Genomic DNA, 25,479 nt, shown 5'->3' with positions numbered 1-25,479 from the left:
AAGAATCACCCGGGAGTTGTCATGTTGGAAGCCTACCGCCACCACGTAGCCGAGCGCGCCGCGCTTGGCATCCCGCCGCTGCCGCTGAGCGCCCAGCAGACGGCCGACGTCATCGAACTGCTGAAGAACCCGCCCGCCGGCGAAGCCGAGTTCCTGCTTGACCTGCTGACCCACCGCGTGCCGGCCGGCGTCGATGACGCTGCCAAGGTCAAGGCCTCGTACCTGGCCGCGATCGCCCTGGGCAGCGAAGTCAATCCGCTGATCACGCGCGAGCGCGCCACCGAACTGCTGGGCACCATGCTCGGCGGTTACAACGTCGCCCCGCTGGTCCAGCTGCTGGACGACGCTGCCGTCGGTGCGATCGCCGCCGATGCGCTGAAAAACACCCTGCTGGTGTTCGATGCCTTCCACGACGTGCAGGAAAAGGCCAAGGCCGGCAATGCCAACGCCCAGGGCGTGCTGCAGAGCTGGGCCGATGCGGAGTGGTTCACCAGCCGTCCGCAGGTGCCCGAAAGCCTGACCATCACCGTGCTCAAGGTGACCGGCGAAACCAACACCGATGACCTGTCGCCGGCCCCGGATGCCACCACCCGCCCGGACATCCCGCTGCACGCCCTGGCGATGCTGAAGAACAAGCGTGATGGCATCGAGCCGGAAGAAGACGGCAAGCGCGGCCCGGTCACCTTCATCGAATCGCTGAAGGACAAGGGTCACCTGGTCGCCTACGTGGGCGACGTGGTCGGCACCGGTTCCAGCCGCAAGTCGGCCACCAACTCGGTGCTGTGGTTCACCGGTGAAGATATTCCGTTCATCCCGAACAAGCGCTTCGGTGGCGTGTGCCTGGGTTCGAAGATCGCCCCGATCTTCTACAACACCATGGAAGACGCCGGCGCGCTGCCGATCGAACTCGACGTGTCGCAGATGAACATGGGCGATGTGATCGAGCTGCGTCCGTACGACGGCAAGGCCCTGAAGGACGGCGCGGTCATTGCCGAGTTCAAGGTCAAGTCCGATGTGCTGTTCGACGAAGTGCGCGCCGGTGGCCGCATTCCGCTGATCATCGGCCGCGGCCTGACCGCCAAGGCGCGTGAAGCGCTGGGCCTGGCCCCGACCGATCTGTTCCGCCTGCCGATGGACCCGCCGGATACCGGCAAGGGCTTCTCGCTGGCGCAGAAGATGGTCGGCCGCGCCTGTGGCCTGCCGGAAGGCCAGGGCATGCGCCCGGGCACCTACTGCGAACCGAAGATGACCTCGGTGGGCTCGCAGGACACCACCGGTCCGATGACCCGTGACGAACTGAAGGACCTGGCCTGCCTGGGCTTCTCGGCCGACCTGGTGATGCAGTCGTTCTGCCACACCGCCGCGTACCCGAAGCCGGTGGACGTCAAGACCCACCACACCCTGCCGGAGTTCATCTCCACCCGTGGCGGCATCTCGCTGCGCCCGGGCGACGGCGTGATCCACAGCTGGCTCAACCGCATGCTGCTGCCCGACACCGTCGGCACCGGTGGCGATTCGCACACCCGTTTCCCGGTGGGCATTTCGTTCCCGGCCGGCTCGGGCCTGGTCGCCTTTGCGGCGGCGACCGGCGTGATGCCGCTGGACATGCCCGAATCGGTGCTGGTGCGCTTCAAGGGCACGATGCAGCCGGGCGTGACCCTGCGTGACCTGGTCAACGCGATCCCGCTGTACGCGATCAAGTCCGGTCTGCTGACCGTGGCCAAGGCCGGCAAGAAGAACATCTTCTCCGGTCGCATCCTCGAGATCGAAGGTCTGCCGGAGCTGAAGGTCGAACAGGCGTTCGAACTGTCCGATGCCTCGGCCGAACGTTCGGCCGCCGGTTGCTCGGTGCACCTGAACAAGGAGCCGATCATCGAGTACCTCACCAGCAACATCACGCTGCTGAAGTGGATGATCGCCGAGGGTTACCAGGACGCCCGTTCGCTGGCGCGGCGCATCGAGAAGATGGAGGCCTGGCTGGCCAACCCGGAGCTGCTGGCCCCGGATGCCGACGCCGAGTACGCCGCCGTCATCGAGATCGACCTGGCCGACATCCACGAGCCGATCGTGGCCTGCCCGAACGATCCGGATGACGTCAAGACGCTGTCGGATGTGGCCGGCGCGGCCATCGATGAAGTCTTCATCGGTTCGTGCATGACCAACATCGGTCACTTCCGTGCGGCGGCCAAGCTGCTGGAAGGCAAGCGCGACATCCCGACCAAGCTGTGGGTGGCCCCGCCCACCAAGATGGATGCCTCGGAGCTGACCAAGGAAGGCCATTACGGCACCTTCGGCACCGCCGGCGCACGCATGGAAATGCCGGGCTGCTCGCTGTGCATGGGCAACCAGGCACAGGTGCGTGAGGGTGCGACGGTGTTCTCGACCTCGACCCGCAACTTCCCGAACCGTCTGGGCCGCAACTCCAACGTGTACCTGGGGTCGGCCGAGTTGGCCGCGATCTGTTCGCGTCTGGGTCGCATCCCGACCAAGGAAGAGTACATGGCCGACATCGGCGTGCTGGATGCCAGCAGCAAGGACATCTACCGCTACATGAACTTCGACCAGATCGAGGATTATCAGGAAGTCGCCGGTACGGTGGCTGCCTGATCCGGTGCCGGGCGCTGCCCGGCCTCGGTAGCCATCGACCGTGGGTCGATGGATGAACACAAGAACCCCCGGTGAACGCCGGGGGTTTTTTCATGCGCGACGCTCAGGGTGTCGGAAACCGGAATGGCCAGGCCTCGTCGCCTGCATCGTTGCGTTCGGTACAGACCTGCCGGAACGTCTCCACGAACGCCTGCTGCAGCCGGGTAGGGTGCCAGTCAGCGCGGGTGGTCAGGCCGATACGGCGGCGCAGGTCATCGCCGGCCCGGCCGATCTCGCAGAGCAGGCCGGCCCGACGTTCGAACACGAACTGATCGCGCGACATCAGCGTGAGCCAGTCGTCTTCGAGCAGCAGGCCGCGGGTGATCAACACCGAACCACACTCGATGCGCAGCCGCGGGGGTTCGTGGCCATGCTGGCGGAACATCCGCTCCCAGCGCGCCCGGACCGGGGCCCCCGTCGCGGCGATCACCCAGGGGTAGTCGAGCAGCTGTGGAAAGTGGATCCCTTGGGTGGCAGCCAGTGGATGTCCGCTGCGCGCGACAATGACCGGGTCGTCGTCGAACAGTCCTTCCTGCGCGATGTCGCGTACCGGCAGCTTGTCGCGCATCGCGCCGATCAACAGGTCCAGGCTGCCTTCGCGCAGGTCACCGAGCAGCTCGGCGTAGGGGCCTTCGATCACGTTCACCGTCGCCCCCGGATGCGCGCGCGCAAAGCGGGCAAGCACCTGGGGCAACAGGATGGCCCGGGCCAACGGCATGACGCCGAGCGCGACCCGGCCGCCCTGTTGCGAGCGGAGTGAGGCAAGTTCATCGACGCCGGCGCTCAGCTCGGACAGCGCCAGGCGGACCAGACGGAGCATGCGTGTGGCCGCGGGAGTCGGCTGCACGGTTTTCCCGCGGCGCACCATCAACGGTGTCTCAATCACCTCGGCGAGCTCGTGCACCGCGCGATAGATGGCCGGTTGGGACACGCCCGCGCGGCTCGCCGCGAGCGTGAAGCTGCCGGCGGTATCCACTGCGGCCAAGGCGCGCAGCTGGCCCAAGGTGACCCGCCGCTCCACAGCGGGCATCGCCGGCAGGCGCTGGGCCCGGCGGGCCCCGCGGACACCGTGCGCGATGTAGGCAAGCGCGCGTTCGATCCGCGGCACCAGCAGCCCGGCCGCCTCGGTCGGCGACATGCCGCCGGGCTGGCGATCGAACAGCGGCGCGTCCAACTGTTTCTCCAGCCGCGCGATGGCCTGCGTCAACGCCGGCTGGGACAGATTCACGTGCGGTGCGGCCGCGCTGATGCCGCCGTGGTGGTAGACCGCGGCGAGGGCATGCAGATGCTTGAGGTTCAGGTCCAGAGGTGTGCTCATGGATCAACTATAACCAAACCCAATGGCTGTTTCGAAAAACGATCTTGAGGGGTTGGGCGGCGCAAGGACAGACTGCGCCATCGTCAACGAAGGATGGATGGATGTCCCGGGTAGTCTCTTCTATCGAACGCGCCGATGCGGCGGTGATCCAGGTGCTTGCGCAGGCCGGTGTTGCCACCGCGCATGAAGCGCAGGGCCGCAGCGGTCTGCTGCATCCGCGGCTGCGCCCGATCTATGGCGGTGGGCGCATCGCCGGTAGCGCGATCACCGTGTCGGTGCCGCCGGGCGACAACTGGATGATGCACGTGGCCATCGAGCAGCTCCGCGAGGGCGACGTGCTGGTGGTGGCGCCGACCAGCGACTGCACCGACGGCTACTTCGGCGATCTGCTGGCGACCTCGGCCCAGGTGCGTGGCTGCCGCGGGCTGGTGATCGATGCCGGCGTACGCGACGTGCGTGACCTCACCGCGATGGGCTTCCCGGTCTGGAGCCGCGCGATCCACGCGCAGGGCACGGTCAAGGAAACGCTGGGGTCGGTCAATGTGCCGGTGGTCTGTGGCGGGGCACTGGTCCGGCCGGGCGATGTGGTGATCGCCGACGACGACGGGGTCTGCATCGTGCCGCGTGCGGATGCGGCGCATGTGGCCCGCGAGGCACAGGCCCGCGAGGCCCGTGAAGCGGACAAGCGCGAACGGTTGGCCAAGGGCGAGCTGGGCCTGGACATCTACCAGATGCGCGAGCGCCTGGCGGCCAAGGGCCTGCGCTATGAGTAAGGCCGTGCGCGCGATGTGGATGCGCGGCGGCACCTCCAAGGGCGGGTTCTTTCTCGCTTCGGAGCTGCCGGCCGAGCCGGCCACGCGCGATGCCTTCCTGCTACGTGCGTTCGGCTCGCCCGATCCGCGCCAGATCGATGGCATGGGCGGCGCTGATCCGCTGACCTCCAAGGTCGCGGTCGTGGCGCCCTCCCGCCATGCGGATGCCGACGTGGACTATCTGTTCCTGCAGGTGTTCGTGGACCAGGCCGTGGTCAGCGATGCGCAGAACTGCGGCAACATGCTGGCCGCCGTCGGCCCGTTCGCCATCGAGCGTGGATTGGTTGCAGCCACGGGCGAGCAGACCGACGTACGCATCTTCATGTGCAACACCGGCACGCTCGCCTCGGCGACCGTGCAGACGCCGCAGGGCACGGTGGCGTATGACGGCCAGGCACGCATCGACGGCGTGCCCGGCAGCGCCGCCCCGGTTCCATTGGCGTTCGCCGACATCGCCGGCTCCAGCTGTGGCGCGCTGCTGCCGACCGGCCATGCTGTCGATGTCATCGACGGGGTGGAGACCACCCTGATCGACAACGGCATGCCGTGCGTCGTGCTGCGCGCCTCCGATGTGGGCATCACCGGCCATGAGGACCGCGCCACGCTGGACGCTGATGAGGCGCTCAGGGCCACGTTGGAGGCGATCCGCCTGCAGGCCGGCCCGCTGATGCGGTTGGGTGATGTCAGTGCCCAGTCCGTCCCCAAGATGATGCTGGTGGCGGCGCCTCGCGCAGGCGGGGCGATCAGCGTCCGTTCGTTCATTCCGCATCGCTGCCACGCCTCCATCGGGGTGCTTGGGGCAGTGACGGTCGCCACGGCCTGTCTGCTGCCAGATTCCCCCGCGCATGCCCTCGCGGCGCTGCCCGGCGGCCCGCATCAGACGCTGGAGATCGAGCACCCCAGTGGAAGCACCGCTGCCGTGCTGGATCTGGACGCGGCCGGGCAGGTGACCCGCGCCGCGGTACTGCGCACCGCGCGAAAGCTCTTCGACGGCGTGCTGTTCGACTGAATACGCACGACGTCCTTATTCTTGTGACCTGGGAGGGTTGATATGACCGTTGTAGAGAAGCGGCCGAGCCGCTTCGGCATTGTGGGCCAGCTCTGGTTCCAGGTGCTGGCAGGTACCGTGATCGGCGTGCTGTTGGGGTGGCTGCAGCCGGACATCGGCTCGGCGATGAAGCCCTTCGGCGACGCGTTCATCAAGCTGATCCGGATGATGATCGGTCCGATCATCTTCGTCACGGTGGTGCATGGCATCGCCGGCATGCGCGACATGCGCAGCGTGGGCCGCCTGGCCCTGAAATCGCTGATCTACTTCGAAGTCATCACGATCCTGGCGCTGATCGTGGGCCTGGTGGTGGTGGATGTCTGGAAGCCGGGCGCGGGGATGAACATCGACCCGGCCACTATCGACATGGCCAGCATCCAGGGCTACGTGCACAGCGCGCATGACCAGTCGATCGTGTCCTACATCATGGCGATCATCCCCAACACGCTGGTGAGCGCCTTCACCGAAGCGCACGTGCTGCAGGTGCTCTTCGTGGCGGTGCTGTTCGGTGTGGCGCTGGCCTCGATCGGCGAGCGTGGCGCGCCGGTGATGAAGGTGATCGAGTCCACCTCGGGCGCGCTGTTCAAGATCATCGGCTACATCATGTACTTCGCCCCGATCGGCGCCTTCGGTGCAATCGCCTTCACCGTTGGCCAGTTCGGTGCGGGCTCGCTGCTGTCGCTGGGCGAGCTGATCATCGAGTTCTTCGTGGTCTGCGGGCTGTTCACCGTGCTGGTGCTGGGCAGCGTGTGCTGGTGGACCGGTGCCAGCTTGTGGCGGCTGCTGGGCTACCTGCGCGATGAGATCGTCATCGTCGCGGCGACCACCTCCACCGAAACCGTCCTGCCGCGCCTGATCGAAAAAATGAAGAAGCTGGGCTGCGAAGAAGGTGTGGTGGGTTTCGTGATCCCGGCCGGCTACTCGTTCAATCTCGACGGCACCTGCCTGTACCTGACCACCGTCGCGCTGTTCCTGGCCCAGGCGACCAACACCGAGCTGACCATCTGGCACCAGCTGGGCCTGATCGCGGTGCTGCTGCTGACCTCCAAGGGAGCGGCCGGTGTGGCCGGCGCGGCATTCGTGGTGCTGGCGGCGACGCTGGGTACCACCGGCACGATTCCGGTGGCGAGCATCGCGTTGATCCTGGGCATCCACCGGATCCTGGCAGAGGGCCTGACCTTCGTGAACCTGATCGGCAATGCGATCGCGGTGCTGGTCATCGCCAAGTGGGAAGGCAAGCTCGACGAGAAGGTGCTGGCCGAGCAGATCGGCACTCGGCGGCTGAGACGCCGCGTGCTGACTGCCGCCACCGTCTGATCCTGCCGCCGCGGCGCTGCCGCGGCCTCCCGACATCCATCCGTTGCGCGGCTGCGGCCGCGCACAGGAGGCGCTTGTGTCCCGTTTTCCCCGCAATACCCTTTGCCTGCTGGTGGCTGCCAGCCTGGCGGCGCCGGCGTTCGCCGCGTCCGCTTCACCCAAGGGCAGTCTGCCCGATGGCGTCGATCTCACGTTGGACCTGGTCGGCAACGTCGCCTCCAATCCGGTCGGTGGTGTCGAGCAGGGCACCGAAGGCTCGTACTGGGTGATGGCCCAGTCCAGGTTTGATCTGGACACGCTGTGGGGTATCCACAACACCGACGTCGATGCGCAGTGGGCCTGGTTCGCCGGCCGCAACCTGGCGCGCGAGAAAATCGGCAATTCGATCAGTGCCCAGCAGACCTGGCGGCCGGTGGCCGGCGGGCGCCTGACCCGGCTGACCCTGCGCCACCGCTTCGACAACGGCCTGAGCATCATTGCCGGTCGTGCCCCGGTGAACAGCTACTTCAACAGCTCCGCGCTCAACTGCGTGTTCATGAGCAACGCGATGTGCCTGACCCCGTATGGGGCGATCACCGATCTGGGCATCACTGCCTACCCGAACGCGTCCTGGGCCGGGATCGTGCGCTACGACGTGAATGACCGCTGGTATGCGCAGGCCGGTGCCTTCGACTACAACAACGCCTTGAACAAGGCCGGCAAGAACGGCCTGGACTTCTCGGTGGGCGAGGGTACCGGGACCATCACCGCGTATGAAGTCGGCTACCAGACCAGCTTCGCCAATGACCGTCTGCCGCGGACCTTTCGGCTGGGCATGTACCGCAACAGCGATGGTGGCAAGAGCTCCTACTACGATGCCAACGGCACCTCCGCAGCGCTGACCGGCAGGCCGACCGCGGTGCAGGACGGTGCGCGGTCGGGCGGGTATGCCATGGCCGATCAGACGGTCTGGCGGGGTACAGGCAAGCGCAACCTCGCGCTGTTTGCGCGCGCGTACGTGAACACGGGCAACGAAGCGCCGGTCGACACCTTCGTCTCGGCCGGCTTCGTCAAGACCGGCACCTTCGCCGGCCGCGAGCAGGACACGTTGGCGATGTTTGTCTCCAACACCCACTTCAGTGACGAACAGATCGACTTCCTGCGCGACCGGCGTACCCGCAATGGCGGCAACGGTGCGCCGCATGCGGACGAGATCATCGCCGAGCTCAGCTATGGCTGGGCCGTGCACAAGGGCATCCGCCTGATGCCCAACCTGCAGTACGTCATCAACCCCGATCCCCTCTACGCGCCTACCCGTACCACCGACATTCCCGATGCGCTGATTGTCGGGCTGCGCATGGACATCCACTTCGCCCAGCTGTTCGGCTGGTGATTGATCCCCCACGAGGCCCCTGCATGATCATCGATTGCCACGGTCATTACACGACCGCCCCCGCCAGCCACGACGCCTTCCGCAAACAGCAGATCGCGCATTACCACGACCCCTCGCTGCCGGCGCCGGTCTACCCGGAGATCAGCGATGCGGAGTTGCGCGAGAGCGTGGAGGCCAACCAGTTGCGCCTGCTGCGCGAGCGTGGTGCCGACATGACCATCTTCTCCCCGCGTGCCAGCACCATGGCCCATCACATCGGCGACGAACGGGTCAGCGCGGAATGGACACGCCGCTGCAACGACCTGATCGCCCGCGTGGTGGCGCTGTATCCGGAGACCTTCATCGGCGTGTGCCAGCTGCCGCAGTCGCCGGGCGTGCCGATCGCCCATTCGATCGCCGAGCTGGAGCGCTGCGTCAACGAGCTCGGCTTCGTGGGCTGCAACCTCAACCCGGACCCGTCCGGCGGCCACTGGACCGGCCTGCCGCTCACCGACAAGGCCTGGTATCCGTTCTTCGAGAAGATGGTGGAACTGGACGTTCCGGCGATGGTGCATGTCTCGGGCAGCTGCAACGCCAACTTCCATGCCACCGGCGCGCACTACCTCAACGCCGATACCACCGCGTTCATGCAGTTCCTGCAGGGCGACCTGTTCCGTGACTTCCCTGCGTTGCGTTTCATCATTCCGCACGGCGGCGGTGCGGTTCCCTATCACTGGGGGCGTTTCCGTGGCCTGGCCGACATGCTGGGCAAGCCGCCGCTGAACGAGCACGTCATGAAGAACGTGTTCTTCGATACCTGCGTCTATCATCAACCGGGCATTGATCTTCTTTTCAAGGTCATCGACATCGACAACATCCTGTTCGGTTCGGAAATGGTCGGCGCGGTCCGCGGCATCGATCCGGAAACGGGGCAGTTCTTCGACGACACGCTGCGGTATGTGAACGCGCTGGGCCTGTCCGAGAGCGATCGCCGCAAGGTGTGCGAAGGCAACGCGCGGCGGGTCTATCCGCTTCTGGATGCGCAGCTGAAGGCGAGGGGCCTGTGATGAGTGATTTCGTGAAAGACGCCGATTGGCTGGATTTCTGCCCCGCACCGAGCGTGCCGCGCTTCGTGCCGCCCATGGGCGCCGTGGACGCGCATTGCCATGTCTTCGGGCCGGGCGACCGCTTCCCCTACGCACCCGAGCGCAAGTACACCCCATGCGACGCCGGCAAGGAACAGCTGTTCGCGCTGCGTGACCTGCTGGGATTCGAGCGCAGCGTGATCGTCCAGGCCACCTGCCATGGCGCCGACAACAGCGCCCTGGTCGATGCCCTGCGCAGTGCGGGCGGCCGCGCCCGTGGCGTGGCGACCGTGCGTGACAGCGTGACCGATGCTGAACTGCGTGAGCTGCACGCGGCGGGCGTGCGCGGGGTCCGCTTCAATTTCGTGAAGCGGCTGGTCGATCCCAAGCCGGATGGGTACTACCGCGCGATCATCGAGCGCATTGCGCCGCTGGGCTGGCACGTGGTGGTCTACTTCGAGGCGGCCGATCTGGCCGAGCGCTGGGACTTTTTCACCTCACTGCCGACCACCGTGGTGGTGGACCACATGGGTCGACCGGACGTGACCCAGCCCGTGGAAGGTCCGGCGTTCCAGCAGTTCGTGCGGCTGATGGATGAGCACGCCAATGTGTGGAGCAAGGTCAGCTGCCCGGAGCGCCTCTCGCGCAGTGGGCCGCCGCATTACGACGACGTGGTGCCGTTCGCGCGCCACCTGGTGGAGAGATTCCCGGACCGGGTCTTGTGGGGCACGGACTGGCCGCACCCCAATCTGAGCTCGCACATGCCCGACGACGGTACGCTGGTGGACGTCATTCCGCGTATCGCAGTGACCGCGGATCTGCAGCGCAGGCTGCTGGTGGACAACCCGATGCGGCTGTACTGGGCGTAGGTGTCGACCGGCCCGCCGCCGCTAGCTGCGGGCCAACGCCATCAACCGCTCCGCAATCCGCTCCAGCGGCACCATTTCCTCGGCCGCGCCGATCCTCACCGCGCTGCCCGGCATGCCCCAGACCACGCTGGTGGCTTCATCCTGCACCAGGGTCGGGGCACCGGCGTTGCGAAGATCCAGCAAGCCGCGCGCACCATCGTCGCCCATACCGGTCAGGATCGCGCCGATGGCATTGGCGCCCGCGCTTTCGGCCACCGAGCGGAACAGCACGTCCACCGCCGGCTTGTGCCGGTTGATCGGCGGACCGTCGTCGATCCGGCACCGCCAGCGCGCACCGTCCCGGATCACGCGCAGGTGCTTGCCACCGGGCGGCAGGTAGGCATGGCCGGGCAGGACCGCTTCGCCGTCGGTGGCTTCGCGCACCGACATTGCCGAATGGCGGTCCAGGCGCTCGGCGAACGGGGTGCTGAACTGCGCCGGCAGGTGCTGGGTCATCACCACGGCCGGGGCATCGGCCGGCAGGCCTTCGAGCACCACGCGCAGGGCTTCGGTGCCCCCGGCGGAGGCGCCGATGGCGATCAGGCGGTCGGTGGTGCGGAACTGGATGGAGCGCGGTGTCGCCACCGGCGCCACGGCACCCAGGGTGATCCGCGGGGGATTGGGCCGGGACAGCGGGCGCACGCGCGAGCGCGCGGCCATCTTGACCTTGGCGATGATCTCGTCGGCGTAGCCCTGCAGGCCACGGGCGACATCCAGCTTCGGCTTGGAGACAAAGTCCACCGCGCCCAGCGCCAGCGCCTGCAGGGTGGTGTCGGCACCGCGCTCGGTGAGCGAGGAGATCATCACCACCGGCAGCGGATGCAGGCGCATCAGGTTTTCCAGGAAGGCCAGGCCATCCATCCGTGGCATTTCCACGTCCAGCGTGATCACGTCCGGCGCCAGGCGCTTGATCTTCTCGCGCGCCAGCAGGGGATCGGCAGCGGTGCCGACGACCTCGATGCCGGGATCGCTGGCGAGGATCTCGCTCAGCATCTGGCGGACGACCGCCGAGTCGTCGACGATCAGGACTTTGCAGGGCACGCCGTGGGTCATTCGAACAGCTCCACGCCACCGGTGACCGGGGCCTTGGACAGGCGGGCGCGCACGGCCGATTCGGTCGCGGCCACTTCAGCTTCATGGGCGTGCGGCAGGCGCTGCACCACCACGCGGCCGGTATCGGCGAAGAACCACACCTTGCGTGGATGGATGCCGCACAGGTCCTCGGCGATGATCGGAATGTGCTCGGCCTGCAGGTACTGGCGCACGAACTCGGCGTTGCGGGTGCCAACCGGGTTGCTGGTGAAGCCCTTGAGCACGTTGGCCCCGCCGAACACCTTGGCCTCCAGCCGCTTGCGGTGCGCGCCGCGCTTGAGCAGATCGTTGATCAGCAGTTCCATCGCGTAGCTGCCGTAGCGCGCGGGCGCGCCATCACCGACGTTGCCTTCGGGCAGCAGGAAATGGTTCATGCCACCGATCTTGAGCACCGGATCGCGCAGGCAGGCGGCCACGCAGGAGCCCAGCGTGGTGGTCAGTGCGGTGTTGTCATCCACGGCGAGGTACTGGGTCGGCAGCAGCTTGGCGGCGGTCACCTGGAAGCGGCTGTCGAAATAGCGCATCACCTCGTCGTTACGGATCGGCAGACTCATACCGGTGCTCCCGGCGCGCGCTTGTACAGCGTGCGGCCGCAGGGTTGGATCAGGTCGGCGGCGTGCAAGTAGTTCTCCGAGTGGCCGGTATAGAGCAGGCCGTCATCGCCCATGTGCTGGATGAGACGCGAGAGGATCCCGCGCTGGGTCGGTTTGTCGAAATAGATCATCACGTTGCGGCAGAACAGGGCATCGAACGGGCCACCGACGTCGTAACGGCTGGCGAGCAGGTTGAGCGGACGGTAGTCGATGAGGTCACGCAGGGCTGGATTGACCCGGCAATGCCCTTCGTTGGGGCCGGTACCGCGCTGGAAGTAGCGCTTGCGGATCGCCGGATCCAGTCCGGCGACCCGGTCGATCGCGTACACGCCGCGGCTGGCGGTGGCCAGCACCTGGGTGTCCACGTCGGTCGCCAGGATGCGCACCGGCGGTTTGAGCGTGCCGAAGGTCTCGCAGGCCGTGATCGCCATCGAGTAGGGTTCTTCGCCGGTCGAGGCCGCGCACGACCACAGCTGCAGCGTGCCATGGCCGGCGCGAAGGCGCAGTTCCTCGGCGAGCTTCTCGAAGTGGTGAGGTTCGCGGAAGAACGCGGTGAGGTTGGTGGTCAGGGCGTTGGTGAACGCCTGCCATTCGTCACCGCCGTGGGCTTCGAGCTGGTCCAGGTAGTCGCTGAAGCTGCGCATGCCGAGCGCACGCAGCCGCCGCGACAGCCGTCCATAGACCATGTCGCGCTTGGCCGGGGCCAGCGAGATGCCGACGCGCTGGTAGATCAGCTCGCAGACGCGGCGGAAGTCACGGTCGGCGAACTCGAATTCGCGAGCGTTCGGTGAAGCGGCGTTGGCTGGGGGCGTGGACACGGGCGGACTCGCAGGGGAAGGGGGCGCGGCGATCGTGGGATCGCCGCGGGAACTCAGAACGCTTGCCAGTTGCCGTCATCGGCCGACGTGCTGCGCGGGGTGCGCACCGGGGCGGTGGCACGCGGGGCAGGGGATGCCGGCGGTGCCGGGCGGCTGGGGCGGCGCATCGGGGCCAGCTCGGCAACCGCACGGGCTGTCACGGCACTGACCGCCTGGGCGACCTGGTTGTCGAGGCGGAAGATCGCCACCGCATCGGCCAACTGGGTGGCCTGTTCTTCCATCGCACGGGCGGCGGCCGTGGCTTCTTCCACCAGGGCGGCGTTCTGCTGAGTGGTCTCGTCCATCTGCACCACGGTCTGGTTGACCTGGTCGATGCCGGCGGACTGCTCCTGCGAGGCGGCGGAGATCTCGGCCATGATGTCGGTCACGCGCTGCACCGAGGCCACGATCTCGCCCATGGTGGCACCGGCCTGGTTGACCAGCTGGGAGCCCTCGGCGACCTTGCCGACGGAGTCGTCGATCAGGCCCTTGATCTCCTTGGCCGCGCCGGCCGAACGCTGGGCCAGCGTCCGCACTTCGGAGGCGACCACCGCAAAGCCGCGGCCCTGCTCGCCGGCACGGGCGGCTTCCACCGCGGCGTTCAGCGCCAGGATATTGGTCTGGAAGGCGATGCCGTCGATGACCGAGATGATCTCGGCGATCTTCTTCGAGGAGGTCTGGATCGCGGCCATGGTGGTCACCACTTCGCCGACGACATTGCCGCCCTGGGAGGCCACCGTGTGTGCGCCGATCGCCAGCTGGTTGGCCTGACGGGCATGTTCTGCATTCTGGCGCACCGTGGAGGTGAGTTCCTCCATCGAGGCGGCGGTCTCTTCCAGGTTGGCGGCCTGCTGCTCGGTGCGGCGCGAGAGGTCGCTGTTGCCGGTGGCGATTTCACCGGCGGCCAGGTTGATGCTGCTGGCGGCCTCCTGGATCTGGCCGACGATCTGGGTCAGCTGCGCGACGGTGGCGTTGGCATCGTCGCGCATGGTGGCGAAGACGCCCTGGAAATCGCCGTGCATGCGCGCGGTCAGATCGCCCTCGGCAATGGCCGACAGGAGCTGCGAGAGCTTGCCCAGGTTCTCATCGCTGACCTGCATCATCGCGTTGAGGTGACCGATCATCCGGCGGAAATCGTGATCGAAGCGGGCGGTGTCGCCCCGCTGGCTGAAATCGCCGGCGGCGGCGGCCGCAGCCAGGCGCTGGATCTCGCCATTGATGCTGCCCAGGTTCTGCTTGACCGCATCGACGGTGCCGGTGATGGCGGCCTTTTCGCCCGGGTAGCGCGCGATATCGGCGCTGAGGTCGCCCTGTGCGTAACGCTGCACCACCGCCAGCACCTCGTCCATGGTCTGCACGTGCGCGCCGACCAGGCTGTTGGTCTCGTGCACCATCAGGCCGTACTCGCCGGGGAAGGCGGTTTCATCCATCCGGTAGCCGGTGTTGCCGGCGTCGTGGCGGCTGGCCATCTCGCGCTGGCCGCTGATCACCGCGTGCAGCTGTTCCTGCATGCGCGCCATGCTCTCCAGCAGGCGGCCGGGTTCGTCATGGGCCTGTTCGCCGATGCGGCTGTCCAGCTTGCCGCGGGCGATGCTCTCGGCCACATGGGTGGCCTGGCGCAGGGGCAGGGTGATGCGGTTGCCGATCAGCCAGCTCAGCGCCAGCACGATCAGCACCACGCCGCCGCCGGTCGCCGCCATGATCGCGGTGAACACCAGTGCCTGCTGCTGCACGTCGTCCATATACACGCCGCTGGTGATGACCCACTGCCACGGGGCGTACATGCCGGCGTAGGTGACCTTCTCGATCAGGTCGTCATTGCCGGGCTTGGTGGTCTTGTAATACGTGTAGCCGCCGCCGGTCCTGGCCATGTCGACCTGCTGCAGATAGATCGGCACGCCGTCCTTGGAGGTGTAGTCCTTCTGCACCTTGCCCACGCGGTCACGCGCGAAGGGGTGCATCAACAGGGTGTAGTCGGTGCCGAGGACGTTGTAGTACGCGCTGTCATTGTCGGCACGCATCACGTCCAGCGCCTGCAACGCCGCTGCCTTGGCAGCCTCTTCGGTCAGCTCACCGGAACTGGCCAGTCGGGTGTAGTGCGCCAGGATGCCGTAGCTGAGTTCAACCTGGGTCTTCAGCGCTTCCTTGCGGGTTTTGGCAAGGTCCAGGTACTGCATGCGGGCAGCAATGATCGCCAGCGCGATCACGCCGACGGCGATGAGTGCGGTCAGCAGGTTGAGCTTGCGCCTGACGGACAGGTTGGAGAAGGACTGGTTCCAGCGGCTGAGTAGATTCATGGGCAGGGGTCTTTGATCGACAGACATGTCGCGGCAATGCTGTTATCGGCCGAAGGTCGCCACGATTGAGTCCGCTCGACTGAGCGTATTCAGGTTGCGGGCGGCGCCGCAGTGGAACGCGCAGAAAAAAGGCCCCGATGCGCATGCATCGGGGCCTTTCCGCGTGGTGCGTGGCGGGGCTTAGAACTCCTGCCAGTCGCCGTCGGCCAGTTCGGTGGCCACCGGGCGCGAGGCCGGGCGACGTACCGCGGCCTGCGCCAGCGGTGCACGCACGGCGCGCGGCGGTGCGGCCACGACCGGCGCCGGGGCGATCTCCTGCTCGTCGAGCTTGAAGATGGACACCGCATCGGTCAGGTGACCGGCCTGTTCTTCCATGGCACGGGCAGCGGCGGTGGCTTCTTCCACCAGCGCGGCGTTCTGCTGGGTGGTCTCATCCATCTGCACGACGGTCTGGTTGACCTGCTCGATGCCGGCCGACTGTTCCTGCGAGGCCGCGGAAATCTCGGCCATGATGTCGGTCACGCGCTGCACCGAGGCGACGATTTCGCCCATGGTGGCGCCGGCCTTCTGCACCAGGGCCGAGCCATCGTTGACCTTGCCGACGGAGTCGTCGATCAGGCCCTTGATCTCCTTGGCCGCACCGGCCGAACGCTGGGCCAGGGTGCGCACTTCCGAGGCGACGACCGCAAAACCACGCCCCTGCTCGCCGGCTCGCGCAGCTTCCACCGCGGCGTTCAGCGCCAGGATGTTGGTCTGGAAAGCGATGCCATCGATGACCGAGATGATCTCGGCGATCTTCTTGGACGATGTCTGGATCGCACTCATGGTGGTCACCACCTGGCCGACCACATCACCGCCCTGGGAGGCGACGCTGTGTGCGCCGATGGCGAGCTGGTTGGCCTGGCGGGCGTGCTCGGCGTTCTGGCGCACCGTGGAGGTCAGCTCCTCCATCGATGCGGCGGTTTCTTCCAGATTGGCGGCCTGCTGCTCGGTGCGGCGCGACAGGTCGCTGTTGCCGGTGGCGATCTCGCTGGCGGCCGAGTTGATCTGCTGGCTGGAGTGCTTGATCCGGGTGACGATGCCGCTGAGCTGTTCGGCGGTGGCGTTGGCGTCGTCGCGCATCCGGGCGAACACGCCCTGGAAGTCGCCGTGCATGCGCACCGTCAGGTCGCCCTGCGAGAGCGAGGCGAGCAGGTTGGAGACCTGTTCGATACTGGCCGAGTTGGCATCCAGCAGACCGTTGAGCTGCTGGGCCAGCTGCAGGAAGAAGCCTTCCTTGCCGTCGCTGTCGATGCGGCCGGAGAGGTCGCCGGCCGCTGCCTGGGCGATCACGCGGGCAACTTCGGCTTCCACCAGGGCTTCAGGGGTACGGTCGCGCCATTCGATGACGTGGCCGACGGTCTCGCCCTGCTCGTTGGCGATGGAGGAGATCACCTGGGCGAACTGGGCCTGGCCGAACTGCATCGGGCGGCGGCTGACGCCATGCTGCTGCAGCTGGGCCAGGGTCTTGGGATCGATTTCGCTGCCATGTTCCAGCGCGGCGGCCGACTTGCCGATCAGCGAAGCGGCGGCGTCGAAGTCCGGCAGGTCCTTGCGGATGTCGGCTTCGTACTGGCTCAGGGTCTGCTGCAGGGCGCGGTTGCTGTAGACGATGGTGTGGTGGGCATCGGTCAGGTAGACGCCGGTGGAGCTGTAATCCAGCGCGGTACGGATGCGCAGGTTCTCGCGGGCGATGGCCTGGTCGGTTTCGGTGCGCTCGCGCAGGTCGCGCTGCATGCGCTGCATCGCCTGCAGCAGATCGCCGACTTCATCCTTGCGGCTGACGTCGATATGGCCGTCCAGCTTGCCGCTGGCGACATCGTTGGCGACCGAGACAGCGCCGCGCATGCTGCCCACCAGCGAACGGGCAAACAGATACACCAGCACCAGGCCCAGGGCGGCGCCGCCGAGCAGGGTGATGACGGTCAGCATGGCCGAGGCGGCGTAGGTGGATTCGGCTTCTTCGCGCGAGGCGCGCGAGAGACGGTTGTCTTCGGCGATCAGGGCTTCGAGCGCGGCCGAGGCCTTGCGATGCTTGGCGCGGGTTTCACCAACGAAGGTGTCCACGGCATCGTCGGGCAGGTCCAGCTCGAGCATTTCGGTGACGGCGTCGTAGGACGCCAGCGAGTCGGTCCAATCCTTGGCGAAGGTGTCAAACAGCTTCTTCTGCTGGGGATTGTCGATCAGCGCGGGGTATTTTTTGATCGAGGCGTCGATCTGGGTGCGAAGCTCCGCCGCGCGGGACTTGGCTTCGGCCTTGACGTCATCGCTGGCGCGGATGAGGCCCTGGTAAGCGGAGTTGCGGTACTCGCCGACCATGCCACGCAGTTCGCCGGCCATGCGGATGCTGTCCATCCGGGGGCCAGCCAGTTCAGTGGTGACGTTGTTGAGTGAGTGCAGGCCACGATAGGCCACGATGCCCTGCAGCAGCATCACCAGCAGGAGGACGCCGAAAGTCAGCATCAACTTGGGCATCAGTTTGAGGTTGTTGATCCACGGCATGGCAGGTGCGGTCTCCAGTGGCAAACGCGTCCGGCCGTCGGGGCCGGTTGCAGCGACCACGCCGGCCTGGGCCGGCGTGGCAGGGCGTACGGGCAATTACTTGATGTTGGCGAGCTTGAGGCCGGCCGGCGAGCTGACTTCGATTTCAGCGCGCGATGCATCGCGGGCGATCTTGCCGATCACGCAGACGGTCTTGCCTTCCAGCGATTCCAGCGGGAAGCTGAACTTGTCGCGGTTGGCGCCGGCGATGCGGGCCGAGAAGGTGTGGCGCGGGAACGCGCCGCCCATGTACAGGAAGGTCGGCTGACCTTCAGAGCCTTCGGCGTAGCGGGCCTTCTCGACCTTGCCGCAGACCATGCCGTCCTTGCCGACCGAGCGCGGGGCCATTTCCGGCGGAATCATTTCACCGGACTGGGCGAATGCAGTAGAGGCGGAAGAGGCGATCACGGCGACCGAGAACAGGGCAAGCAGGGACTTCATCGGGAAAATTCTCCGGGGATATGGGCAAGGTGGCCCGGCCATGGGCGATCCAGTGCAGCCGGGTTCTGAAACCAGCTATCGGCCGGTCAGCGGGGAACTGAAGCAATTTTTTCGACGGTGGCCGCTGCCGGTGGCGACAGCGGCGTGACGGCCGTTTTTCTGTGACGGATGTCTCAGGCGGCGACGTCGTCGATGACCGCTGCCTGGCCCATGTCGGCGCTGTCGAGCAGGGTTTCGATATCCAGCAGGATCAGCATGCGATCGTCCTGGGTGCCGATGCCGGAGATGAAGCGGGTATCGACGGCGGCGCCGAACTCGGGCGTCGGGCGGATCTGGTCGGCAGCCAACGGGATGACGTCGGAGACGCTGTCAACGACGATGCCGACGACGCGGTCTTCGACGTTGAGGACGATCATGACGGTGAAGGCGTCGTAGGTGGCATTTTCCAGGCGCAGTTTGAGGCGCAGGTCGATGACGGGGACGATGGTGCCACGCAGGTTGATGACGCCTTTGATGTAATCCGGGGCATCGGGGACGCGGGTGACGGAGTCGTAGCCGCGGATTTCCTGGACTTTGAGGATGTCCACGCCGTAGTGCTCGGCGCCGAGAGTGAAGCTGAGGTATTCGCCGCCGTCGCTGGCGGCGTTGGTGTTCTTGTCGTTCATCGAGGGGTCCTGGGTCGGGCGTGGCGGTCGAATAACCGGGGGTCACGCTGGATATCGGCCTGCTCGGGGGCGACTTTAGCTTCCACCCACCCAAACCCTGCCTTCAGTCGGGACCATGAGCCGCAGGGATGCGGCGACGCCATGCCGTTGAAGCAGCGATCAACTCTCCCCGTTCTTCCGCGCACTCCGCTGCCGGTCGATACGGAAGATGTAGCGCTGGATCGCGCTGTCGCCGCCGCGCGGGAGGTCGTCGAAGCGCATGCCGATCCGCTTCATCTCCGCCCCGTTGGGCAGTTTGAGCGCCAACTGGTTGCAGACGATCAGCGAGACGTGCAGCGGGCTGCCGTCGGGGAGGTCGAGCCGGGCGGCGTAGCGTTTCTGCAGGGAGAACACGTTGCAGTCCACCGGCACCGTGACGGCCAGGCCACCGCCGCTGATGTCGACCACGCGCAGCTGGAGCGCTTCGCTGCGGTCTTCGTTGACCGGGAACTGCAGGTGGGGGGAATCGGTGATCGGCGTTTCCAGCCGGTACAGTTCACGACGCTGCAGGTGCACCAGTTCCTGCGGGAACGGCACGCGGAAGGCGACATGGCCTTCGTTGCGCACGCGCTCCAGCCCGTCCAGGCGGAACCGGACCATCACCCGGTCCAGCTGGGCGAAGCAGAGCAGGTGGCCGGCTTCTTCGGCGGCGCGGTTGGAGGGCTCGGACGGGCTGCCGTCGAGCAGCAGCCAGTCGTCGTCTTCGTCCAGCTCCAGGACGGCCGTGGGGAAGGACTGGTCACGGCCGCCGAGATGGGCGTTGATCAACGAACGCTGGTCGATCAGCGCCTGCAGCAACTGCCGGATCTGGCGGGGGTTGCGGACCAGGTACCTGTCATCCGTGGCATCGTCGTGGATGCCATGGGGGCGGTCGTGTGCGTCGAGGCTGCCTTCGGACATGGAATCTGCTGGGTTGGGCGGGTGCCGGCAGGCGTAGATGCCGGGGCTCTGTCCGTTTATCGGCAGTAGTTCACATTTATGTAGGGGCAATTGCAGCGCGGCGATCCGCGATGGCCCTGCCGAAACGACGACACCCCGCCGGAGCGGGGTGTCGAAGGGCGCGTGATCACGTGGCAGGCGCGATCAGAACTCCTGCCACTCGGTGTCGTTGGCCAGGGCCGGTTCGCGGGGGCTGACCCGGCGCGGTGCGGCAACGACGCTGCGCGGCTTGGCCGCTGCGACGGCTCGTGGCGCGGCCGGTGCATGGACCACGGTGGCCGGTGCCGCGTGCGCGTGGCTGTCCAGCTTGAACAGTGCGACAGCGTCGGTCAGGTGACCGGCCTGTTCTTCCATGGCACGGGCGGCGGCAGTGGCTTCTTCCACCAGCGCGGCGTTCTGCTGGGTGGTCTCATCCATCTGCACTACGGTCTGGTTGACCTGCTCGATGCCGGCCGACTGTTCCTGCGAGGCCGCGGAAATCTCGGCCATGATGTCGGTCACGCGCTGCACCGAGGCCACGATTTCGCCCATGGTCGCGCCGGCCTGGTTGACCAGCTGCGAGCCTTCGGCAACCTTGCCGACCGATTCGTCGATCAGGCCCTTGATCTCCTTGGCCGCACCGGCCGAACGCTGGGCCAGGGTGCGCACTTCGGAGGCGACCACGGCGAAACCACGGCCCTGCTCGCCGGCACGGGCCGCTTCCACCGCGGCGTTCAATGCCAGGATGTTGGTCTGGAAGGCGATGCCGTCGATCACGGTGATGATGTCGGCGATGCGGCGCGAGGAGGCGTCGATCTCGTGCATGGTGCTGACCACGCGGCCCACGACGTCACCGCCCTGCGAGGCGACCGAATGCGCGCCGATCGCAAGCTGGTTCGCCTGACGGGCGTGTTCGGCATTCTGGCGCACGGTGGAGGTCAGTTCCTCCATCGACGCGGCGGTTTCTTCCAGGTTGGCGGCCTGCTGCTCGGTACGGCGCGACAGGTCATTGTTGCCCGAGGCGATCTCGCCAGCTGCGGTGCTGATGCTGGAAGAGGCCTGCTGGATGCGGCCGACGATCCGGGTCAGCTGGGCGACCGTGGTGTTGGCATCGTCGCGCATCGAGGCGAACACCCCGTGGAACTCACCCTGCATGCGGGCGGTCAGGTCGCCGTTGGCGATCGACTGCAGCAGGTGCGACAGCTGGGACAGGTTGCCATCGGCGACCTGCATCATGGTGTTGAGGTGCTCGATCATGACCCGGAAGTCGTGGTCGAAGCGCGTCGCATCGCCACGCTGGGTGAAGTCACCGGCCGCGGCCGCTTGGGCGAGCGCCTGGATCTGGGTATTGATCGCCAGCAGGCTGGCTTTGGCCGCATCCATTGATTCGTGCAGGATCGCGCGGCTGCCGGGCAGGCGGCGGGCATTGGGCGAAAGGTCGCCGGCGGCGTACTGGTTGAGGACGTTGATCGCGTCCTTGATCGCATCCAGGTGCTCGAAGATCACCGTATTGATGCCGACGGCCAGCTGGCCGTACACGCCGGGGAAATCTTCCGGGATGCGGTGGCTGATGTCCGGGCCGGCGTGCATGTCGACCATCTGCTGGGTCTGCTCGGAGAAGCGGCGCAGCATCACGGTCATGTCGCGGGTGGCGGTCAGCATCTTGCCGGCTTCATCCTTGCTGGTGGCCTGGATGTTGACCGACAGGTCACCACGGGCGACCGACTGGATGGCGTGCACGGCCTGGCCCAGCGGGCGGGTGATGGCGCGCGAGATGACCACGCCCATCACGGCGGCCAGCAGCGACAGCAGCACGATGCAGCCGATGATCGCGTAGACGCTGTTCTGGTGGGTAGCGTTGGCCGTCTCGATGCGGCTGGCCATCACGCCATTGCTGAACTCCCCCAGCTCCTTGAGCGCGGCGAACAGGGCGCGGCGTGCCGGGCGGGACTGCTCATCGGAAATCTGCTGGGCGGTGACGCCGTCGCCGGCGGCGATCGCTTCCTTTATCAGGCCGTTGGCCTTGAAGTAATCGGCGGTGCGCGCGGCGACCACGTCATACAACTGGCGTTCCTTGTCGCCGGCCGGCAGGGCGGCATACGCGGCCAGCTCGACGTTGACGACCTTGCCGGTGTCGGCCATGCGCTTGTCGTAGTCGGCAACCGACTCGGGTTTGTCGAGCACGGTCAGCTGCGCCATTTCGTAGGTGCGGAACTCGCCGAGCTGCGCGCGAACTTCGCCCAGGTGCTGCACCGAGGGAATGTCGTTGGTACTCATCGCGCGCAGCTGTGCGTTGGCCTCGCCCAGGCGGACCAGGGCGAAGCTGCCCAGGGCCAGCGTCATCAACGTGGTGAGGGTGAACCCTACCGCCAGCTTGCGGGCGATGGGCAGGTCGTGGAACCACTTCATGGTTGAAACTCCGGGCAGGGCAGTGGCGCACAGCCGTGGGGTGCTGGGCGGAATCAGCGGGGTAGGAGAGGGTGGAGCGCAGGCGCGAGCCGGTTGCCGTGGTCGCTACTTCGGATAGCGGCGTCGATCCGTTGCAACTTGATAGTGCGACGTCACATTTTTTTCACGAGCGCAGCTGCGGTTCATCGGTCGCCGATGGTTGCTGTTGCAAGGGTTGCGGGAAGATGGGCCATACCGTGGCGAACGGTTGGCAGGGCAACCACGAGGGCGAGGCGGTGGATGAAGTTCACACTTTCCGGCCCATGCGCATGGGACCGCGCGCCCACGAACGAACGCCGCCGCTCCCGGGGGAGCGGCGGCGTCGGGACCAACGCGATGGCAGCGGCGTTATGCGGCCTGCGGCACCTTGAGCGAACGCACGAGGCCGCCGATGTCCACGATCAACGCGACCCGGCCATCGCCCAGGATGGTTGCACCGGACACGCCGCTGATCCGCCGGTAGTTGTTCTCGATGTTCTTGACCACGACCTGCTGCTGGCCGACCAGTTCGTCCACTTCCAGCGCGATCTTCTGGCCATCGCCTTCAACGACCACCACCAGCGGATCGTCCATGGCACGGCCACCGTAGCCGTAGTACTCGCTGAGCGAGAGGATCGGCAGATACTCGCCGCGCACCCGCAGCACCCGGCCTTCGCCAGCCATGGTGCGCACATCGTCGGCCTGCGGCTGCAGGGCTTCGAGCACATAGGCCAGGGGCAGGATCAACGTTTCGCCGGCGACCGAAACGGTCATGCCATCCAGGATCGCCAACGTCAGCGGCAGGCGGATCAGCACGCGGGTGCCGTTGCCGGCCTGGCTTTCCAGCTGTACTTCGCCACCCAGCGCCTGGATGTTGCGGCGGACCACATCCATGCCGACGCCACGACCGGACAGATCCGTGACGGCATCGGCGGTGGAGAAGCCGGGCTGGAAGATGAGATCCCAGACCTGCGCGTCGGTGGGGTTGTCCGGCACGCTCAGGCCGCGTTCGAGCGCTTTGGACAGGATCTTGTCGCGGTTCAGGCCGCGGCCGTCATCGCTGACTTCGATCACGATGTGGCCGCCCTGGTGCGAGGCCGCCAAGGTGATCGTACCGGTTTCGTCCTTGCCCGCCTCGCGACGCACGTCCGGCATTTCCAGACCATGGTCGATCGAGTTGCGGACCAGGTGCACGAGCGGATCGGCGATCTTCTCGATCAGGCCCTTGTCCAGTTCGGTGCCTTCGCCGATGGTGCGCAGGCGCACGTGCTTGCCCAGGCGCGAGGACAGATCGCGGACCAGGCGCGGGAAGCGGCGGAACACCGCGTCCACCGGCAGCATGCGCACGCCGATGACCGCTTCCTGCAGATCGCGGGTATTGCGTTCCAGCAGATCCAGGCCGGTCAGCAGCTGCTCGGCCTGCGCCGGATCCAGCGCGTGCGAGACCTGCTTGAGCATGGCCTGGGTGATGACCAGTTCGCCGACCAGATTGATCAGCGCATCGACTTTGTCCACGCTGACGCGGATCGAGGTCTCGGCTTCATGAGCGGCGGCGGCGGGCGGTGCGGCCGCCGCCGGTGCCGCAGGGGCGACGACGGCGGGTTTGGCCTCGACCGGCGCGCTGGTGGCCAGGCTCGGCGGTGCGGCCGGACGGATGTCCAGTTCGCAGTCGTCCACGACCCAGGCGAAGGTATCTTCGATCTTGCTGCGCGGTACCTTGCCGACCAGGCCGAGGTCCCATGCAAGGTGAGCTTCGAGCGGATCAAGCTGGTCGAAACCGGGCAGGCGATCCAGACGTGCGGCGACCTGCAGCGAGCCCAGGTGCTCGAGCTCGCGGATGATGCGCAGTGGGTCGTTGCCGCTCATGAACAGCGATGGCGCCGGCACGAAACCGATCTGCCACGCCTCCGGGGTGTCATCGACCTTGGCGGCCGCGACCGGTGCCGCCGCGGCGGCGTGGCCGGACAGCACCGCTTCCAGGCGCGCCTTGACCTCGGCGACCGCCTGCGGATCTGCAGCCTGGCCGTGTTCGGCTTCGCGCAGCAGCGCGCGCAGCACGTCCACCGACGCCAGCATCGCATCAACCGCGGCCGGCTCCAGCGCCCGCTTGCCGGCGCGCAGTTCGTCCAGCAGCGTTTCCAGCACGTGGGTCAGCGCGGCGATCGCATCGAAGCCGAAGGTGCCGGCGCCGCCCTTGATCGAGTGCGCGGCGCGGAACACCGAGTTGATGATCTCCGGGTCCTGCTGCCCCGATTCGAGCGCCAGCAGGCCAGCTTCCATCGCATCCAGCCCCTCGCGGCTTTCTTCGAAGAAGGTGGCGTGGAAACGTTGCAGATCCATGCTCATGGTGCGGGGTGTCCAGTTGCGAGGGGAGGGAAGGGTGAAGCGGGATCAGCCCAGGACTTTCTGGACGGTGGCGACCAGCTGTTCCGGGTTGAACGGCTTGACCAGCCAGCCGGTCGCGCCGGCGGCCTTGCCTTCGGACTTCTTGTCCGCGGCCGATTCGGTGGTCAGCATCAGCATCGGGGTGAACTTGTAGTCCGGCAGCTGGCGCAGCTCACGGATCAGCGCGATGCCATCCATGTTGGGCATGTTGACGTCGGTGACCACCGCGTTGAAGCGTTGGCCCTTGGCACGACCGAGGGCGACCGCGCCGTCTTCGGCTTCCTCGACGGAAAAGCCGGCCGAGGTGAGGGCGAAAGAGACCATCTGGCGCATCGACGCCGAATCGTCCACCACCAAGATACGTGCGCTCATGCAGCGTTCTCCACAGATTTCAGGTTGTCATGGGGTGCATCCAGGCCGAGGGCCTGGGTGACGCCGAGCAGGCGCGCGGCATCACGGAAGGTTGCGGTGCAACCGTGGAATCCGGTGGGATGCCCGGCCTTGCGGCGGGCCTCGACGAATGCGCACAGCACCTGCACCGAGGCGGTATGGATACGGCCGACCTGGCTGGCATCCAGCATCAGATCGCCGGCCTGATCCACCAGGGGGGCCAAACGTGTTTTCAGCTCGGTGCTGGTCTCGATACCGAGATCATCACCCAGGGCCACAGTGCTCATCATTGCTCCGGACAAACGGTTCC

Annotated in this window: 20 protein-coding genes; 7 read left to right on the top strand and 13 right to left on the bottom strand. The window is 66.7% G+C overall.

The genetic code is table 11. The features are described 5' to 3' along the window. Positions 1-21: 21 nt before the first annotated feature. A complete protein-coding gene (gene acnB, locus ABE472_RS00880; RefSeq protein ID WP_313212475.1) occupies positions 22-2,607 on the top strand; it encodes a bifunctional aconitate hydratase 2/2-methylisocitrate dehydratase in 2,586 nt (861 codons plus the stop codon). Between the two features lie 103 nt (positions 2,608-2,710). Here acnB and ABE472_RS00875 read toward each other — a convergent pair whose 3' ends face one another. Continuing rightward, complete coding sequence (locus tag ABE472_RS00875) at positions 2,711-3,964, bottom strand: LysR family transcriptional regulator (RefSeq protein ID WP_346462217.1); 1,254 nt, start codon at positions 3,962-3,964, stop codon at positions 2,711-2,713. A 101-nt stretch (positions 3,965-4,065) separates the two neighbouring features. On the opposite strand from ABE472_RS00875, the gene ABE472_RS00870 reads away from it, so the two are divergent. The 6 genes from ABE472_RS00870 to ABE472_RS00845 all read left to right on the top strand — a co-directional run bounded on the left by ABE472_RS00870 (position 4,066) and on the right by ABE472_RS00845 (position 10,446). Continuing rightward, positions 4,066-4,737, top strand: coding sequence for a 4-carboxy-4-hydroxy-2-oxoadipate aldolase/oxaloacetate decarboxylase (locus ABE472_RS00870; RefSeq protein ID WP_313212473.1), 672 nt, complete (start codon positions 4,066-4,068; stop codon positions 4,735-4,737). Further along, positions 4,730-5,785, top strand: coding sequence for a 4-oxalomesaconate tautomerase (locus ABE472_RS00865; protein WP_346465068.1), 1,056 nt, complete (start codon positions 4,730-4,732; stop codon positions 5,783-5,785). The genes ABE472_RS00870 and ABE472_RS00865 overlap by 8 nt, the downstream gene beginning before the upstream one ends. A gap of 42 nt (positions 5,786-5,827) precedes the next feature. Continuing rightward, on the top strand, positions 5,828-7,141 hold the full coding sequence (dctA, locus tag ABE472_RS00860; protein WP_346465066.1) for a C4-dicarboxylate transporter DctA: 1,314 nt from the start codon (positions 5,828-5,830) through the stop codon (positions 7,139-7,141). 76 nt (positions 7,142-7,217) lie between these two features. Then, complete coding sequence (locus ABE472_RS00855) at positions 7,218-8,513, top strand: carbohydrate porin (RefSeq protein WP_313218243.1); 1,296 nt, start codon at positions 7,218-7,220, stop codon at positions 8,511-8,513. A 23-nt stretch (positions 8,514-8,536) separates the two neighbouring features. Next, positions 8,537-9,559 carry an amidohydrolase family protein gene (locus tag ABE472_RS00850; protein ID WP_346465064.1) on the top strand — a complete coding sequence of 341 codons (1,023 nt, stop codon included), beginning with the start codon at positions 8,537-8,539 and terminating at the stop codon, positions 9,557-9,559. Further along, positions 9,559-10,446, top strand: a complete 888-nt coding sequence (locus ABE472_RS00845) for an amidohydrolase family protein (RefSeq protein ID WP_346465062.1) — start codon at positions 9,559-9,561, stop codon at positions 10,444-10,446. Before ABE472_RS00850 ends, ABE472_RS00845 begins: the two co-directional genes overlap by 1 nt. Positions 10,447-10,467: 21 nt before the next feature. Here the strand turns inward: ABE472_RS00845 and ABE472_RS00840 are convergent, their stop codons facing one another. The 12 genes from ABE472_RS00840 to ABE472_RS00785 form a co-directional block, all read right to left on the bottom strand. Then, complete coding sequence (locus ABE472_RS00840) at positions 10,468-11,538, bottom strand: chemotaxis response regulator protein-glutamate methylesterase (RefSeq protein WP_346462221.1); 1,071 nt, start codon at positions 11,536-11,538, stop codon at positions 10,468-10,470. Beyond that, positions 11,535-12,131 (bottom strand): chemoreceptor glutamine deamidase CheD, encoded by a 597-nt coding sequence (cheD, locus tag ABE472_RS00835; protein ID WP_121036713.1) that lies wholly within the window; start codon positions 12,129-12,131, stop codon positions 11,535-11,537. Before cheD ends, ABE472_RS00840 begins: the two co-directional genes overlap by 4 nt. Then, positions 12,128-12,988, bottom strand: a complete 861-nt coding sequence (locus tag ABE472_RS00830; protein ID WP_313212465.1) for a CheR family methyltransferase — start codon at positions 12,986-12,988, stop codon at positions 12,128-12,130. The genes cheD and ABE472_RS00830 overlap by 4 nt, the downstream gene beginning before the upstream one ends. A gap of 53 nt (positions 12,989-13,041) precedes the next feature. After that, positions 13,042-15,324 carry a methyl-accepting chemotaxis protein gene (locus tag ABE472_RS00825; RefSeq protein WP_346465061.1) on the bottom strand — a complete coding sequence of 761 codons (2,283 nt, stop codon included), beginning with the start codon at positions 15,322-15,324 and terminating at the stop codon, positions 13,042-13,044. Between the two features lie 180 nt (positions 15,325-15,504). Next, a complete protein-coding gene (locus ABE472_RS00820; protein ID WP_346465059.1) occupies positions 15,505-17,865 on the bottom strand; it encodes a methyl-accepting chemotaxis protein in 2,361 nt (786 codons plus the stop codon). A gap of 96 nt (positions 17,866-17,961) precedes the next feature. Next, positions 17,962-18,345, bottom strand: a complete 384-nt coding sequence (locus tag ABE472_RS00815) for a hypothetical protein (protein ID WP_088435034.1) — start codon at positions 18,343-18,345, stop codon at positions 17,962-17,964. A 173-nt stretch (positions 18,346-18,518) separates the two neighbouring features. Then, positions 18,519-19,010 (bottom strand): chemotaxis protein CheW, encoded by a 492-nt coding sequence (locus ABE472_RS00810; protein ID WP_346465058.1) that lies wholly within the window; start codon positions 19,008-19,010, stop codon positions 18,519-18,521. 159 nt (positions 19,011-19,169) lie between these two features. After that, positions 19,170-19,949, bottom strand: coding sequence for a flagellar regulator YcgR PilZN domain-containing protein (locus tag ABE472_RS00805; RefSeq protein ID WP_346465056.1), 780 nt, complete (start codon positions 19,947-19,949; stop codon positions 19,170-19,172). A gap of 183 nt (positions 19,950-20,132) precedes the next feature. Then, complete coding sequence (locus ABE472_RS00800; RefSeq protein WP_346465055.1) at positions 20,133-22,376, bottom strand: methyl-accepting chemotaxis protein; 2,244 nt, start codon at positions 22,374-22,376, stop codon at positions 20,133-20,135. 387 nt (positions 22,377-22,763) lie between these two features. Further along, positions 22,764-24,740 carry a chemotaxis protein CheA gene (locus ABE472_RS00795; protein ID WP_313211879.1) on the bottom strand — a complete coding sequence of 659 codons (1,977 nt, stop codon included), beginning with the start codon at positions 24,738-24,740 and terminating at the stop codon, positions 22,764-22,766. A gap of 45 nt (positions 24,741-24,785) precedes the next feature. Continuing rightward, positions 24,786-25,151: a response regulator gene (locus ABE472_RS00790; RefSeq protein ID WP_088435039.1), complete on the bottom strand. Its 366-nt coding sequence runs from the start codon at positions 25,149-25,151 to the stop codon at positions 24,786-24,788. Further along, positions 25,148-25,456, bottom strand: a complete 309-nt coding sequence (locus ABE472_RS00785) for an STAS domain-containing protein (RefSeq protein ID WP_313211878.1) — start codon at positions 25,454-25,456, stop codon at positions 25,148-25,150. The genes ABE472_RS00790 and ABE472_RS00785 overlap by 4 nt, the downstream gene beginning before the upstream one ends. Positions 25,457-25,479 lie beyond the last annotated feature (23 nt).

The organism is Stenotrophomonas sp. TWI809 (assembly GCF_039673205.1).
In the GTDB taxonomy this organism is placed as follows: domain Bacteria; phylum Pseudomonadota; class Gammaproteobacteria; order Xanthomonadales; family Xanthomonadaceae; genus Stenotrophomonas.
The sequence above is the reverse complement of the archived record's forward strand: the minus strand, read 5'-3'. Positions and strand labels throughout refer to the sequence as shown.

Excerpts from the sequence above, each read along its gene's own strand:
- ABE472_RS00805 (WP_346465056.1), bottom strand. The coding sequence starts at position 19,949 with ATGTCCGAAGGCAGCCTCGACGCACACGACCGCCCCCATGGCATCCAC.
- dctA (WP_346465066.1), top strand. The coding sequence starts at position 5,828 with ATGACCGTTGTAGAGAAGCGGCCGAGCCGCTTCGGCATTGTGGGCCAG.
- ABE472_RS00785 (WP_313211878.1), bottom strand. The coding sequence starts at position 25,456 with ATGAGCACTGTGGCCCTGGGTGATGATCTCGGTATCGAGACCAGCACC.
- ABE472_RS00875 (WP_346462217.1), bottom strand. The coding sequence starts at position 3,964 with ATGAGCACACCTCTGGACCTGAACCTCAAGCATCTGCATGCCCTCGCC.
- ABE472_RS00820 (WP_346465059.1), bottom strand. The coding sequence starts at position 17,865 with ATGCCGTGGATCAACAACCTCAAACTGATGCCCAAGTTGATGCTGACT.
- ABE472_RS00865 (WP_346465068.1), top strand. The coding sequence starts at position 4,730 with ATGAGTAAGGCCGTGCGCGCGATGTGGATGCGCGGCGGCACCTCCAAG.
- ABE472_RS00825 (WP_346465061.1), bottom strand. The coding sequence starts at position 15,324 with ATGAATCTACTCAGCCGCTGGAACCAGTCCTTCTCCAACCTGTCCGTC.
- cheD (WP_121036713.1), bottom strand. The coding sequence starts at position 12,131 with ATGAGTCTGCCGATCCGTAACGACGAGGTGATGCGCTATTTCGACAGC.
- ABE472_RS00840 (WP_346462221.1), bottom strand. The coding sequence starts at position 11,538 with ATGACCCACGGCGTGCCCTGCAAAGTCCTGATCGTCGACGACTCGGCG.
- ABE472_RS00810 (WP_346465058.1), bottom strand. The coding sequence starts at position 19,010 with ATGAACGACAAGAACACCAACGCCGCCAGCGACGGCGGCGAATACCTC.
- ABE472_RS00795 (WP_313211879.1), bottom strand. The coding sequence starts at position 24,740 with ATGAGCATGGATCTGCAACGTTTCCACGCCACCTTCTTCGAAGAAAGC.
- acnB (WP_313212475.1), top strand. The coding sequence starts at position 22 with ATGTTGGAAGCCTACCGCCACCACGTAGCCGAGCGCGCCGCGCTTGGC.
- ABE472_RS00870 (WP_313212473.1), top strand. The coding sequence starts at position 4,066 with ATGTCCCGGGTAGTCTCTTCTATCGAACGCGCCGATGCGGCGGTGATC.
- ABE472_RS00815 (WP_088435034.1), bottom strand. The coding sequence starts at position 18,345 with ATGAAGTCCCTGCTTGCCCTGTTCTCGGTCGCCGTGATCGCCTCTTCC.
- ABE472_RS00845 (WP_346465062.1), top strand. The coding sequence starts at position 9,559 with ATGAGTGATTTCGTGAAAGACGCCGATTGGCTGGATTTCTGCCCCGCA.
- ABE472_RS00850 (WP_346465064.1), top strand. The coding sequence starts at position 8,537 with ATGATCATCGATTGCCACGGTCATTACACGACCGCCCCCGCCAGCCAC.
- ABE472_RS00790 (WP_088435039.1), bottom strand. The coding sequence starts at position 25,151 with ATGAGCGCACGTATCTTGGTGGTGGACGATTCGGCGTCGATGCGCCAG.
- ABE472_RS00800 (WP_346465055.1), bottom strand. The coding sequence starts at position 22,376 with ATGAAGTGGTTCCACGACCTGCCCATCGCCCGCAAGCTGGCGGTAGGG.